Genomic DNA, 15467 nt, shown 5'->3' with positions numbered 1-15467 from the left:
TTGCGGCTTATATTTTCAATTCCAATCTGTCGGATCTTCACTTACATATCTCCACATGCAGTATGAAGCATTCGTATACAGTTCACATTGTGAATATTCTCCGAATGGATATCCATAAGAACATATTTCTCATAATCTAAAATGCCGTAAATTTCACTTCTTGTAGAAGATTCATAGTTATTTGAAATTGTTTTGTGCAAAACGAGCACTAGAAGAAATTCTAGCGACTCGTTTTTTTAGTTCTCCCATCATTCTTCCGCATCACAGTTTTCGCTGCTGTCGGCCTCCAGTGAATAAGTTGGACCAATTGATCCTGCATATAGGTCGGAGTATAAACAAATCCATCCTCGATCCAATGGAATACTAGCCCCATCAGTGCATGCAGGCTGTACACAATTCTGAGCTCAGGATTAATGGTAGAGTCCCCTTCTTGGTATACCAAGTCCTCGACCGAGATTCGACGGATCGCGCTGAACATCTTTTCCTTTATGATCGGCAAAGTGTCACTTCGGAACAATATAGAATAGACATCCTTCTTCTCATAAATATGTTCAAAAATCGCTACCGAATGTGCCCCCATCTCGTCTACTCGAAATATTTCTACATGTTCATACGGCGCTCGGAATGAAGCAATTAACTCATCGATCAGCTCAGAGATGACTTCTGCGAGCAAAGCATCTTTATTTTCAAAATGAGAATAAAACGTCCCCCGATTATAATTTGCCCTCTCGACGATTTCTGTAATTGAAATTGCAGTAAAACTCTTATGATCCATTAGCGATAACAATGATTCCTTGAGCGCTGCTTTACTTCGCACAACTCGGCGATCATTTTCTTTCTGTGCCAATCTACTCCCTCCTTTCCAGTATTTTTTAACGAACAATCGAACGTCATTTGTTCATTAACGCACAATTGATAGCGTTTTATATATTGTTATGAGTCTCTATTCTTATTATAGTAAAAGTACACTTGTTATGTAATGAACAAGTGTTCAATTATTATATTATTTGTTTCGTTGTCTATACTAATTCCTTAGAGGAGGCATCATGAATGAAATTGTCAGGTAAAGTTGCAGTCGTAACAGGCGCAGCATCTGGAATGGGTAAAGCAATCGCACAATTGTTCGCAGCGGAAGGTGCCAAGATCGTTGTCTCCGACCATAACATCGACAATGCCTCACTAGTCGTTAACGAGATTACATCGGCGGGCGGAGTTGCATTCGCTGTTGCTGCTAATGTCGCGAAGGAAGTAGACGTTCAGCATCTCATCGACTCCACAGTTGCCGAGTACGGAACGCTTGATATTCTCATTAATAATGCAGGTATCATGGACAACTTTGTCCCTGCAGGCGACCTAACGGATGAATTATGGGAGCGCGTATTCGCTGTGAATACGACAGGACCTATGAGAACGATCCGTAAGTCACTTCCGATTTTCCTCGAAAAAAATAGTGGAGTTATCGTCAATATAGCATCTGCTGGCGGCTTATACGGTTCCAGAGCAGGAGCGGCATATACCGCTGCGAAACATGCCGTAGTTGGTCTTACGAAAAATGTCGGCTTTCAATATGCACCAAAGGGTATACGTTGTAACGCAATTGCTCCAGGCGGCGTAGCAACGAACATTAGCACTTCTATCAACGCACCGAATGCGTTCGGTATGGAGCGCGCCATGGTAGGCATGCAGATTAATCCGCGAACCGGAAGCGCCGAAGAAATTGCCAAGGTTGCTTTGTTCCTCGCTTCGGACGATTCCAGCTTTGTAAACGGCACTGTCGTTACAGCCGATGCAGGTTGGACTGCTTACTAAGCTTCCAAACAAAATGATTTTCCTACAAAAAGGGGTCCCTAAAGCCAATTGGCTTTAGGGACCCCTTTTCTCTAGCATAATATCCAGTAATAGTTTGTGAGATCGATTCGACTTAGAGCCACTTCTGCCTAAAAAATTACGAGTAATTTTACTATGTTAGATACGACTTAGGGCGTGAAATGATGCTCAAACATATTCACTATACTAACAGCGATAACTGACAATATTCACAAAGTTGCTGACCTAACGTCAGTTTAAATGTCTTGCTATAGGATACCTCATCTAGCGAATCATTGATTGCCTGAAACGCTACTCCTTCTTTAATATCCTTACTGAATCCCCCCTACTCACTACTTAGTCAATTCAATAATTTTTTATCGAAAAATTGCTATTTGTTACTTATAGTCAACAGACATTTTCTTAAAAAGCTTGTATTTTGGATATAGAACAAATCACTCAACTGCACTGTATGGAATCAGTTTTAAATTGAAATTTCGCAAGAAGTTGGCTACGTCAATCATGCATGCATGCAGGCAAACTAAATAACTAGAGTTGGAGGAAGTTTCATGGACGTTAACTTAATTGTTTCTATTGTTTTAGCCACTCTCTTATTGTATTCGTTTATGGCCAAAGTTATAGCTTATCAAGATTTCAAAACAACTATCGAGCAACTGAAGTTCCCGTTATTTTTCACATGGCTGGTAGTAGCAGCAGAGGGAATTATAGTTGTACTCCTAGTGTTGGATTTTACTCAGTTCGTTGGACAAGTCGCCGCAATGTTGTTATTCCTCTCTTTCTATGCAGTTGCAGGCTTAGCCATCTATAAAAAATTGAATGTCAGTTGTAACTGCTTTGGGAAAGCAAGTGAAGAAAAGCTGGGATGGGGAACAATGTGGAAGATTACGCCTCTCTTTTTGTTAACTGTGATTGGACTAATAGCTGATCATTCGCTATCACTTACTTCTATGAACCCTACAGAAATTATTAGTTGCATTGGGCTTACAATTGGCGTATTGAACATGTATTTAATGTTGAAAAATAGAAAACTATTACTAGAGGGAGGCTCATAAACTCTATGACTCTATTTAATTTATCGTATGCTTTTTTATGGGCTATTATTGCACTGCAATCTTACTTTATTATTCAGCTTGGACGGAAAATACAAGCAGTCAAAATACCAGCAGAAACTATGCCCCATCTTATTGAGGAAGATCATGGACTTGCCAAAAGAACATTATTTCCTCAATTTCAATTTGAAACCGTTAACAAAGGTATTATTGATTTAGCAGTGCTGGACAAGCAAAAACATGGGTTTTTGGTAGCTTTTACAGATGCAAAATGCAGCTCTTGTAAAGAACTATATCCTGTATTGGAAAGGTTCCAGCAGCAAAGCCCCCACTTCCAAGCTCTTATTCTGATGATCGGCCAACAACCAGAAGTAACAGAGATTATTAATCAATATGAGCTGACAGTACCGGTTACAACACTTGAATCCTCATTATCTTTTGAAACTCGTATTTTTCCTTTTGTTTATTATTTGTCTCCTAAAGGTGAGGTTATTGCCAAAAGTGTCGTACAACGCAGAGAAACCCTAAACGCTTTAATAGCCCAAACTGTCGTACCTAAAGCGTCGTAAAATCGGAAAGGAGGTGAGTTTATGGCATTCTCTGATACTGAAATTTACGATCCTAGTCTTTTTACATCAATTACCTATGAAGTAAAGCGCTTCACTCACTATGTTTTTGAATCTAACCCAATTACTGCATCAGTTCGCGGTTATTAAGAGGTTTCTTTAAAAATACAGCAGATAAAAATATCGTGGCAACCTATCAATTCATTGAAAGGAGGTGAAAAAATATGGCTTGCAATCCTTATAGTTTTTGCGATACTCAGGCTTGTGGCAACAGTGGTTACAACATTAGACACAGCTACACATGCAATAGTCAAGGTAAACATGTACACGAATCATCTTGCAGCTGCTAATTAGTGAAAAGAGGAGAGCGAATTATCGTTCTCCTCTTTATTATAAAATTAAAGGTGATCTTAGATGACAATAAATAATACAACAACAAATAAAAACAAGGTTGTTTTTAGTGTCTTTAGCCGGTTCATGCCGCTTATGCTTAAGGTCATTCCTGGTGCAACTATCTTTCTTATCCTGCTTAAAATCATAACTGCGTTACTTCCTGTTGCTCAAATTTACATTATTAAAGAATTAGTAGATTTGGTAACGTCAATATTTACGAAGAGACAAGGAATTCCTTCCGATGTTTATTATGTTCTGTCTCTTCAAGCACTAATACTAATTTCTGCTCGATTATTTAGTTATTTGGAGTCTATCGTAAGTTATCGCACACAACAAAAGTTGAAATATTATTTTGAACACTTATTAATTAATAAAGCGGCTGAATTGCCATTAAGCTACTTTGACCGCCCCGATTATTATGATCAATTAGAGAGAGCTGCGTTTGGTGTAGATGTGAAGGGCTTTAATTTAGTTAATTTAATGCTAACCATTGGGTCGAGTATAATCACTTTAGTGGGGTTAGTATCTATTTTATGGTCTTTCCATTGGATACTGGCGGCTATTGTCCTCGTAATGATTATTCCTAATATTTTGGTCAATGCTTATTTCGGCAAAAAAAAATATAGCCAAGTGATGACCCAGACACCCGAGCAACGAAAAATTCATTATTTACTTAGCATTTTACATAGCCGTAGTTCCGCCAAGGAAGCACGCATCTATGACTTTGTAGGTTATTTAACTCATAAATGGAAAACTATATTTTGGAAAACTGCAAACGAACAATATGAGCTGCGTAAACGAACAGATAGTCGGATGCTCCTTGTCGAAGCTTCCCAAGTCGTGCTAGATATCGGAGTAGTTATCGTGCTTATTCTATTTGGTTCTACTGGTGCGTTAACAATTGGTCATTATGTTTCATTAACACAAGCTCTCCAACAAATTCAGCAAATTATAGCTGGATTGGGCTATTCAATTGCCGCTGTCTACGAAGAAAGCCTATTTATTAACGAAGTGCTGAACTTTCTCGATTTGGAAGGCGAAAGCTCAGAAGATCGCAATTGCAAATTCCCTGACAAATTAGCTAAAATCATTGAGGTCAAGGATCTATCTTTCACTTATGCTACGCATACGACTCCTCAGCTCAAGGGGATCAACTTTACGATTTCACCAGGTGAAAAGATTGCGATTGTAGGAGAAAATGGCGCAGGTAAAAGTACGCTGGTGAAATGCTTGCTCGGACTCTATTTGCCCAACGAAGGGACCGTCTTATTCGACGGGGTGGATATACGTACTATAGATCCAAAAAGCATGCGTCAAAATGTATCCGCCGTCTTTCAAGATTTCGAGAGTTATCACTTAACCGTTCGTGAAAACATTGCCATGGGACACCCAAATATTAATGATGATGCTTATATCGAAGCAGCTGCCTCTAAAGCTGGAGTTGGAGAATTAATCGGAAAATTGCCTAACGGCATAGACACAGAACTTGGTGCAATGTTTCAAAACGGGCATGAACTATCCGGCGGTCAATGGCAAAAAATAGCGTTGAGTCGAGCTTTCATGCGCGATTCACAAATCGTTATTCTTGATGAGCCGACAGCAGCACTTGATCCGAGAGCTGAAGCAGAAATTTATGATAACTTTGCTACTTTATATGAAGGAAAGACATCTATCATGATTTCTCATCGTTTGAGCAGTTGCAGGCATGCAGACAAAATCATCGTGCTCCATAACGGACAAATTATTGAAGAGGGCAGTCATGAGACATTACTTGCCGCACAAGGCGCATATGCCGATATGTTTCATACACAGGCCAAACGTTATGCTTCTTAACGGGTAGTACGCTCTCCCCTTCTATCGTATTTTTCTAGTTCATAATTAGTCGACTGATACCGTCATTAAAATGAAGCTACAATCTCAAGGGGGACAGACCCATGAGAGAAGAGAACGTGAGTTGTGGTTAGGCATCGAGCCTATTTACGGCGAAGCGATAGCGAAACTAGTCCCCATGATAGGGTATGAGGGTGTATTTACGTTTCGGATGGGCTATCCACTCCATAAAGCTTTAGCTAGCCCTAGACGTTCTGCCGAAGAAGTAGTACTGCATCATCAGTGATCTAAACAAGTATTGTTCCTAGACTAATTTAATCCGTTTAAATAAATCAATTAATCTACCTATCAATCTATCTATACCATCTTATTTTTTCTGAATAGAATGAACTATTCTTAACAGAAAGAGGGATGGATATGAGCAAAAAGGTAGAGATTAGCAACAGGCGTGGCGATGAGGATTTTGATCGTGAGTTTGACGGAGAACTAGATCGTGAGTTTGATCGTGAGTTTGATCGTGATTTTGAGGGATGCCGCGGAAGACGCAGACGTGAACGCATCCGCAGACTGAGACGCATAATTAGACGTCTTCGCATTCGCTTGCGCAGATTAATTCGCCAAGGTGGCAACCGTAATGAAATTCGCAGACTGAGACGCCAAATCAGACGTCTTCTCCGTCTTTTGCGCAGACTAACTGTCTAGTACTTCGCCCGTTTAAAGCTCTGTAGATCAAGTAAACAAAAATACCGTAAGTAAGCCATGATGAAGCATGGTATTATCCCCTTCAAGTAGACAATCTTAAAAACCCATGTGATAACATGAGGCAATGAGTGAACTTGGAGGGGATAATACCAGTTCCAACCCACATCATAGTATCTAATCAAGACCATCCCGATAACATAAAGACTGCCTACTTTTTGCATCGTCACATACAGCACTCATCCAAAACGGTTATATCGGGCGCAGGTCATCTTCCATTTGTCGAGGAACCAAATCAATTTAATGGAATCGTTCACTATTTTTTGTCCCGACGAGACCAATCAGGGGATTAACTTGCAGTGCTTATCATTAATTAATTGTATTAATTTTAACAGCGCACTAGAGTAAATGTTGTCACGCCTATGTACAAACCATACCTGTAAACCTCGGTACTCTTCAGGCAAGCGGTGGGAGGCAACTATTCCTGCTTCTTCCGCTTTGGCAATCGTCGATCGTGGCAGCAAAGATACACCGAGTCCAGCGGAAACCCCGTCTACAATAACTGCTAAAGTTCCAAACTCCATAATCTGATATGTGGTCAGGCCCGTCTCTCTTAAAAAACTCTCAGCTTTTGCTCGATGCGTACATCCAACGTCGAAAAACAACATCGGTTTCGTGAGCAACTCATTCATGTCACTTTTTCCCGGCTCCGAGATGAGTACCAACTCCTCTTCGAAAGCCTTAACATGCTCTATTTCCGGACAATCAATAGGTCCATAGACAAAAGCCCCATCAAGCTCGTAGTCCAACACCTTTTGTAGGAGACCATGCGTCACACCCGTAATGAGCGATATATTTACATCTGGATATCTTGAGTGATATCCGGAAAGTAGAGGTGTCAGATGAATCGCTGCAGTCGTTTCAATAGAACCTATCCGAAGAGGCCCTGCCGGAATATCCGAGTATTGTGTGGATTTCACAGCCTCATCCATTAGAGTCAGTATTTTATCCGCATATTCTAGTAAATTCTCGCCCGCTGCGGTTAGCGTCATTCCTCGATTGGATCGCCGAAAAAGGGGGATTTCTAACTGAGCCTCAAGGTATTGAATGCGCGCAGTCACATTAGACTGTACATAGTTCAACATTTGCGCAGCCTTCGTTATACTACCCTCTCGAGCTACGGCTTGAAATATTTTTAGATCTCCGCTTTCCATCTCTATGTCACCTGCTTGGTATGATCATTTATGATACTCACATTCGGTTTTGTTCATTTTACTGCAAGACTCCCACTATGTACAATTTGATAAAGATTCATCATTAATCGAATTACGGGAGGAAATAGGATGAAGGCAATTGTACATACTGGAATGAGTGGGCTCGAAGGCCTGACATATAAAGACGTTATAGACAAACAACCAAGCTACGGAGAAGTAAAGGTAAGACTGAAAATTGCAGGGTTAAATCATAGAGACTTATTCCTTATGGCAAGTCGAACAGATGGGGATGCCCCTCTGATTATGGGCTCTGATGGCGCTGGAACAATCGAGGCGATAGGTGATGGTGTAACCAACCTTACAGTAGGTTCCGATGTAATTATTAATCCGTGTATCGGATGGGAACTCACCCACGATGTCCCGACCGTTCCAGCTATAGTAGGCGGTCCTTCAGATGGTACATTCGCCGAGTCTATCATCATCCCTGCGCGAAATGCTGTCAATAAACCAGATTACCTGTCTTGGGAAGAAGCCGGTGTATTGCCCTTGTCTGCCTTGACAGCCTACCGTGCTTTGTTCACGAGAGGTCGACTACAGCAAGGTGAACATGTCTTGATTCCTGGTATTGGTGGCGGTGTGGCAACTTATGCCATGCTTATGGCTTTAGCGGCGGGTGCACGAGTCAGTGTCACATCACGTAGTGAAACAAAGAGACAAGCAGCTCTTGCTCATGGAGCAGATCATGCCTTTGATAGTCATAGCGACTGGAAGAGAAGTATGGCAGGAGATACAGTCGATCTCATCTTGGACAGCATCGGGCCAGCGACGTTCCCACACTACTTTGATATCATTAAGCCGAATGGTCGTATCGTCACGTTTGGAGCAAGCTCAGGTGATCGAATGGAACTAGCGGCAAGATCCATATTTTATCCTCAAATCAGCATCATAGGCACCTCAATGGGAAGTAGTGAAGAGTTTACTGCTATGCTTCAATTTATGGAGCACCACTCGCTCCGCCCTATCATTGATAGTATGTTTCCTTTACAAAATACTCTTCAAGCCTTTCAGCGAATGCAACAGGGAGAGCAAACTGGGAATATTGGAATACGAATAGACTGAGCATCTGAAAATAGTAATTGCAGTTCTACGCCGCGTTTGCAAAACGAGCAACAGCAAAAATCCACAACTATATACGGTTGTGGATTTACATAGTGGAGAAGGGGAAATTTGAACCCCTGTCCCAAACTTTTCAATTCTATCACTCATTCCAAACAGAATCTCATTTAAGAAGACCGAAAGATTTGTCTTCTCATCCACATCGTTGCAACCCACTTTTCACCTTTTACCACTGGTGTACCTGCATGCAACGTTAACTCGTTAATTTCTTGATTACTGTAAAAGTATTCGAAATAGACTGCCATGCCTTTTGTAGGAAAAACAGAAAGGTTCAACTTGGGAAATGTTGTTTGCCCTCCCTCTTCCACATCGTTTAAATACAATAAGAGCGTACTAATACGATTGTTGGCACTTGAACGGCTCGTCTCTGCGAAGAAATCATAATGAGGTTGATACTCCTGACCAGGAGTATACATCAATACTTGCAAACCATCACCATGTTCAATAGGAATATTCATAATTTGAGAGACCCGCTTCTCTATTCTTGTAATGATCTCACTTTCCTCACAGAACACCCCGCTACTCGTTCTAATTTGATTAACGGTACGATCTTCGCCTATTTTTGAACGTTGCAATTGCTCTCTCGTCTGATTAATTAGCTCATCACATTCCTCATCGCTAAGCACATTTCCTAATACGACAATCAGTGGTTCTTCATACTTAGCAACAATCCGAATCTCTCTATCTTCTGTCTGTAATTTATTTCCCGCATGATCAAATATCGTCTGCTCTTTCGCTGTCGTATTCCCTACCATTGTTACACAGCCCTTTTATTAAGACATTCACTAAGATTTAAGATACCATAAAGTGGTATGATTAACTCTATTAATTTCAGAAAAATTCAAAAATTTAAACAAACTGGTAACCTAAAATGGGATGAGAAAACAAAAGAAAACTAGTAGACTACCTTGGAATAACAATCGAACCGCCGATCACAGGTATAGCCAAAATAAGCTCTAATGATCCTTAACTGACTCTCTTTAACCATACAAAAACCCCCTCCATGTTCACTCACTGCCTCATGTTATCAGATGGGCCTCAAAGAGTGACTTATGAAGGGGATAATACCAAACAGCTCTATTTTCACTTCTGTTCTATCTATTAAATCTATAATTCCCTTAATATCCGCTTCAGCATTCTATATACCTACACAAGATTCAAGACAATTATCGAGCTCTTTTATATAACCTATTTATTAAATGAAATCTGCTTTTTGAAGAAATCGCTGAATAATTGCTGCGGTTTCTGCTCTCGTAATATTTTGCAGTGGACGAAGCTCGCCTTTGTAACCGCTAATAACGTCGATTTCGATGGTTAACGCTGCAGCTTGACGGGCCCAAGACGCCAATTGCTCGCTATCTGAAAAATTGCCAACTAGTTCTTGCTGCTTCGTATTGTCTATCTCCTTATTCAACTCTACAAGCTTCATTGCCCTAGATAGAATTACCATCGCTTCCTGCCTAGTAATCTTCTCATTAGGTTTGAAGGAACCATCAATAAATCCATCGACCAGCCCATAAGAATATCCGATCTGAACGACTTGATGATACCATGTATTCTCCGCAACATCCTTGAAATGAACCGTCTTATTAGCTGAGCTTAAGCCTAAAGCCCTAATAATAATAGCCATATATTCTGCACGTGTAATATCGCTTTCCGGTATAAACCGTTGCTCGTCTGCTCCATTAATGACAAGTCTTGACGCTAAGTCATTAATACTTTCTTGAGCCCAATGGTTAGATATATCTGTAAAGGTTTTTTTATTATAAATTAGTCCATAGATGCTATTGTTCATACTATTAAGGATGGCGTAATTACGTCCTCCTTCACGTACTATCTTCGTCGGAATATGAACAATCGTGCCATCCGACAAAAGCTTAACTCCCGTCGTAATACGTTTAAGATCTACCCCAACAGGAATTGCAAAGCGCCTTTCTACAAAAGTATCGAATTGATTTAATTCTATTTCCTTGTCCCCATACAACCCTTTTATAGAAAAACTTACCGGCGGAGCGACAAGTGAAACCTGTCCATCACTCGAATTTTTGAATACAAATGCCGAATTAGGAACATTAATTATTTCTACCTTGATCTTCATATCCTTCAAAGGGATATCGCTTCCTAATTGATTACGCCATTTATTAACGTTAGCTTGAACTAAGGGAAGAGCATATACAATGTTTTCTGTATTAACTTGAATAACTACATTGTTGTTCTCTAAGCTTTTCAGAAGCGCAGCGCTCATCTCCCAATTAACGATATCGGAATTGTTACGAACAGTAATAGTGATAACCTGTTTATTTCCAGATTCATTCAGTATCCCTTTAAGCTGTGTTTCTTCCAAGAAGACCGTAGTTACCTTTTTTCCTTCTACCATTTTAACTTCGACTTTAGCTGCTTTCTCTGACTTACTTCCTATACTAAGAACAATACCATGACTTGATGCGATCTCTATGCTCCCTGTACTTTCAGAAGTGCCGCCGTTAGAACCAGAGCTTTCTTGGTAGGTAATTGAAGCCTTGTTTGCCACACTAACATTACCCGCTCCATCTCGGAATTGGACGTAAAGATTCTTTAATCCCGAGCTACCCGTAAAGTTCCAATTTTTCGTAGGCGATACGTTCTCCCATTTCGACCATGTTTGATTATCTTCGGAAAAACGCATTTCTATAACGCCGCTACCTGTTCCATCTGAAGAAGTCAAAGTTAATGCCACTAACTTGCCACTTGTCGTGGTTGCACCACTGTTTATGACGATTTTGCCTGTAGGTATCGTTTGATCTAGCTTAATAACGTCATTAATTGTTTCACTCACATTGCCAGCCTTGTCTTTAAACTGTACATATACTGTCTTCTCGCCGTCACCCGTTACAAGACTCCAAGCTTTTGTTGTCGCTGATGATTCCCAGCTCTCCCAGTCAGTTCCGTTGTTAGAAAAACGCATCTCCACTATACCGCTACCATTATTTCCGTCGCTGCTAGTCAGAGTAAGTGTAGTGTCCATCACATTAGTCAATTCCGCGCCCTTTTGAATGATTACTGTACCCGTTGGCACGGTTGTATCAATTTGGAATTTAATGGTTGATTCATTTCCTGCAGTATCCGTTACAACTAGCGTATACGCACCATCTTGATCAATTTCAGTTCCTTTAGCAAAAGTAACACCATTCAACTTTGCTGTTCCTTCGTTAAAACTGACAGTCACTTTCTCTTTATAACTTCCACCGTTCGTAACCCCTGTTACTTTAGGTGCTGTTGTGTCAATTGTGAAGCTAACAGTCGTCTCATTGCCTGCTTTATCCGTTACGATCAGCGTATAATTTCCATCCATTACTATCTCCGTACCGCTGACAAACGTATCACCATTCAATTTCGCCGTTCCTTCGTTAAAACCAACAATCACTTTCTCTTTATAACTTCCACCGTTCGTTACTCCCGTTACTTTAGGTGCTGTTGTGTCAATCGTGAAGCTAATATTCGTTTCATTGCCTGCTTTATCCGTTACAACCAGCTTATACGCACCATCTTGATTAATCTCTGTCCCTTTAACAAAAGTAACACCATTCAACTTTGCCGTTCCTTCGTTAAAACCAACAATCACTTTCTCTTTATAACTTCCACCGTTCGTTACTCCTGTTACTTTAGGTGCTGTTGTATCGATCGTGAAGCTAATCGTCGTCTCATTACCTGTTTTATCCGTCACGATCAGCGTATAATTTCCATCCAATACTATCTCCGTACCGCTGACAAACGTATCACCATTCAATTTCGCCGTTCCTTCGTTAAAACCAACAATCACTTTCTCTTTATAACTTCCACCGTTCGTTACTCCCGTTACTTTAGGTGCTGTTGTGTCAATCGTGAAGCTAATATTCGTTTCATTGCCTGCTTTATCCGTTACAACCAGCTTATACGCACCATCTTGATTAATCTCTGTCCCTTTAACAAAAGTAACACCATTCAACTTTGCTGTTCCTTCGTTAAAACTGACAGTCACTTTTTCTTTATAATTTCCACCGTTCGTTACCCCTGTTACTTTAGGTGCTGTTGTGTCAATTGTGAAGCTAATTGTCGTCACATTACCTGCTTTATCCGTTACAACCAGCTTATACGCACCATCTAGATCAATTTCAGTTCCTTTAGCAAAAGTAATACCATTCAACTTTGCCGTTCCTTCGTTAAAACTGACAGTCACTTTTTCTTTATAAGTTCCACCGTTCGTTACTCCTGTTACTTTAGGTGCTGTTGTGTCTATCTCAAAGTGAACCGTCGTCTCATTGCCTGCTGCATCCGTTACAATCAACTTGTACTCGCCATCCTGTTCAATCTCTGTTCCTTTAGCAAAAGCAGCACCATTCAATGTTGCTGTTCCTTCGTTAAAACTGACGGTTACTTTCTCTTTATAACTTCCGCCGTTTGTTACTCCTGTTACTTTAGGTGCTGCTGTGTCAATTGTGAAGCTAACCGTCGTCTCATTGCCTGCTTTATCCGTTACGATCAGCGTATAATTTCCATCCATTACTATCTCCGTACCGCTGACAAACGTATCACCATTCAATTTCGCCGTTCCTTCGTTAAAACTGACGGTTACTTTCTCTTTATAGCTTCCGCCATTGGTTACTCCTGTTACTTTAGGTACTGCTGTGTCAATCGTAAAGCTAATTGTCGTCTCATTGCCTGCTTTATCCGTTACAACCAGCGTGTACACACCATCCTTATCAATCTCTGTACCACTAGTAAAAGCAGCACCATTCAATGTTGCTGTTCCTATGTTAAAACTAACGGTCACTTTCTTTTTATAAATTCCGCCATTCGTTACTCCTGTTACAATAAGCACTACCTTTTTAATCTCAAAGGTTATCGTCGTTACATTACCTGCATCATCCGTTACGACCAGGGTATACACGCCATTTAGAGCAACCTGTGCACCACTAACAAAAGCAGCCCCGTTTAAGGTCGCTGTTCCTTCGTTAAAGGTAATCGTTTTGCCTGTGGTGTATACTCCACCCTCTGCTACTCCCAACACGATAGGTAACGTCGTGTCAATCCTGAAGCTCACCACCGCACTATTGCCTGCTGAATCAGTAACGGACAGCACATACGCTCCATCCTGCGTGATAGTTGTACCACTGGAATAGGGGGCTCCATTGAGCGATCCGCTGCCTTCATTAAATAGAGGTGTAACTATACTCTTATATACTTTGCCATTCTCTACATTCGTAATAACAGGAGCGGTCTTATCTACTGTAATTGTACTGCTAATAACAGAACTGCTCGAATTTCCGACTTTATCTCTATATTGTACATATACGGTCTTAGCTCCCTCGCCAGCCGGAAGGACCCATGACCTCCCATTCAAGTCAGCGATATTGATCCAACTGGTCTGCCAACTGCTATTAATATTAGAAAGGCGCGCCTGTTCAACTCCTGAGCCACTTCCATCCGTATAGGTTCCTTTCAAAGTGACCGTGGATAACTTTGTGTGTGAAGTACCCTCATTAATGATCAATGTACCTGTTGGTGCTGTCTGATCCAATAGAATGGTCTGAGAAGAACTGGAAGAGATCGCATTGTTGGAATCTCTCAACTGCATATAGATGGTCTTCGCTCCATCACCGCCAGTTAAACTGAATGTTGCTGTGCTGCTGAAGGGCAGCCAAGATGCAGCGGACAAATTCGCAGCGCTGTTTGCAAATCTCATATGAGTAACACTATCACCTGCATCAGGATCTGATCCTACTACCGATAGATTTACTGTGCTTGTGCCTGTCATTGCTCCCTCCACAATCGTAAAGGAACCCGTAGGAGGGGAATTTGCTGGTCCAGTCTCATATGTAACAACTAGCTTAGGACGGTATGCAGCATTCCCAGAAGTCTCCATGGAATAAATGGAGAACCAGCCGCTTTCTGCATCTGTCTCATTCCCATTGAGCATAAAGGTGATTTTACGATCCGAGATATCTGTGAAAGCATCAACAGCACTTTTCACATTAAATGTAATGGATTGATTCTGAAGATAAGTACCCATAGGTACTTCTGCGGTGCTTTTTGCAGTGAATTTATCTGAATAAGGGCTATTCGTATCTAACGAGGGAAAGGTTGCAAAATTCAAATCATTCGCCGCAGATCCTCTGGTTTCCATATACAAAGTATGGTTAGGATTTCTGGTAACTGTAGCAACAGTCAAGACCAACTCCGCAGATACAATGCTCCCTTCTGGCACACCCAAATCAAACGTTATGCCAGCCCTCTGCCGAACATTCCCGAATTCGTCGTTACTCCTGCCAATACCTAGAAAACCATCCCCATCATTATCATGAATGCCGTCATACTGAATATGACCGTTTATTTCCATGGTGTCCTTCGTGGCTGTATAGGTCTTTGTAACTGTTCCCCTTGCTGCTTCAGCTCTTGGTAACAGCCCAGGTGCGATTATATTGAATACAATTGCAATAGTTGTTAATAGAATTACAATTCTTTCTTTCATTATTTCTCCTCCTACTTTATCAAATGTATAAAAATACTATTTTTTTCAAGCATATACTTCCAATACCAGCAAGTCAATTCATATTAAAATCAAAATAAGAGATTATTATTTTCACAGTCAACATTGAATATAACTTATAACTATTTGTCCATCTGCTACTTTAAGACTATTAAAAAATCTGTTACCATGTCTATCCATGTAACGCTTGTTCTGAAGCTTACAATTC

Annotated in this window: 11 protein-coding genes; 7 read left to right on the top strand and 4 right to left on the bottom strand. The window is 40.7% G+C overall.

Going from position 1 to position 15467, the window contains the following annotated elements:
* Positions 1–220: 220 nt before the first annotated feature.
* Positions 221–847: a TetR/AcrR family transcriptional regulator gene (locus tag MFF31_RS11225; protein WP_238188075.1), complete on the bottom strand. Its 627-nt coding sequence runs from the start codon at positions 845–847 to the stop codon at positions 221–223.
* Between the two features lie 203 nt (positions 848–1050).
* On the opposite strand from MFF31_RS11225, the gene MFF31_RS11220 reads away from it, so the two are divergent.
* The 6 genes from MFF31_RS11220 to MFF31_RS11195 all read left to right on the top strand — a co-directional run bounded on the left by MFF31_RS11220 (position 1051) and on the right by MFF31_RS11195 (position 6367).
* Positions 1051–1809, top strand: coding sequence for an SDR family oxidoreductase (locus MFF31_RS11220; protein WP_238188074.1), 759 nt, complete (start codon positions 1051–1053; stop codon positions 1807–1809).
* Positions 1810–2375: 566 nt separating this feature from the next.
* Positions 2376–2879: a MauE/DoxX family redox-associated membrane protein gene (locus tag MFF31_RS11215; RefSeq protein ID WP_238188073.1), complete on the top strand. Its 504-nt coding sequence runs from the start codon at positions 2376–2378 to the stop codon at positions 2877–2879.
* Positions 2880–2884: 5 nt separating this feature from the next.
* A complete protein-coding gene (locus tag MFF31_RS11210; RefSeq protein WP_238188072.1) occupies positions 2885–3445 on the top strand; it encodes a TlpA family protein disulfide reductase in 561 nt (186 codons plus the stop codon).
* Positions 3446–3856: 411 nt separating this feature from the next.
* Positions 3857–5668 carry an ABC transporter ATP-binding protein gene (locus MFF31_RS11205; protein ID WP_238188071.1) on the top strand — a complete coding sequence of 604 codons (1812 nt, stop codon included), beginning with the start codon at positions 3857–3859 and terminating at the stop codon, positions 5666–5668.
* Positions 5669–5738: 70 nt separating this feature from the next.
* The gene (locus MFF31_RS11200; protein ID WP_248565462.1) at positions 5739–5951 is read left to right on the top strand and encodes a hypothetical protein; all 213 of its coding nucleotides are present in this window, start codon (positions 5739–5741) and stop codon (positions 5949–5951) included.
* Between the two features lie 131 nt (positions 5952–6082).
* Positions 6083–6367: a hypothetical protein gene (locus MFF31_RS11195; RefSeq protein WP_238188070.1), complete on the top strand. Its 285-nt coding sequence runs from the start codon at positions 6083–6085 to the stop codon at positions 6365–6367.
* Positions 6368–6705: 338 nt separating this feature from the next.
* On the opposite strand, the gene MFF31_RS11190 is transcribed toward MFF31_RS11195, so the two are convergent.
* Positions 6706–7578, bottom strand: a complete 873-nt coding sequence (locus MFF31_RS11190) for a LysR family transcriptional regulator (RefSeq protein WP_238188069.1) — start codon at positions 7576–7578, stop codon at positions 6706–6708.
* A 129-nt stretch (positions 7579–7707) separates the two neighbouring features.
* Here MFF31_RS11190 and MFF31_RS11185 point away from each other — a divergent pair, with 129 nt between their 5' ends.
* Positions 7708–8697 (top strand): zinc-binding dehydrogenase, encoded by a 990-nt coding sequence (locus MFF31_RS11185; RefSeq protein WP_238188068.1) that lies wholly within the window; start codon positions 7708–7710, stop codon positions 8695–8697.
* 164 nt (positions 8698–8861) lie between these two features.
* Here MFF31_RS11185 and MFF31_RS11180 read toward each other — a convergent pair whose 3' ends face one another.
* Positions 8862–9509, bottom strand: coding sequence for a 2OG-Fe(II) oxygenase (locus MFF31_RS11180; protein ID WP_238188067.1), 648 nt, complete (start codon positions 9507–9509; stop codon positions 8862–8864).
* A 440-nt stretch (positions 9510–9949) separates the two neighbouring features.
* Positions 9950–15241: an S-layer homology domain-containing protein gene (locus tag MFF31_RS11175; RefSeq protein WP_238188066.1), complete on the bottom strand. Its 5292-nt coding sequence runs from the start codon at positions 15239–15241 to the stop codon at positions 9950–9952.
* Positions 15242–15467: the final 226 nt, after the last annotated feature.

Origin of the sequence: Paenibacillus sp. L3-i20 (assembly GCF_022180385.2) — a bacterium.
GTDB lineage: Bacteria > Bacillota > Bacilli > Paenibacillales > Paenibacillaceae > Pristimantibacillus.
This window is presented reverse-complemented; position numbering and strand designations above follow the sequence as displayed.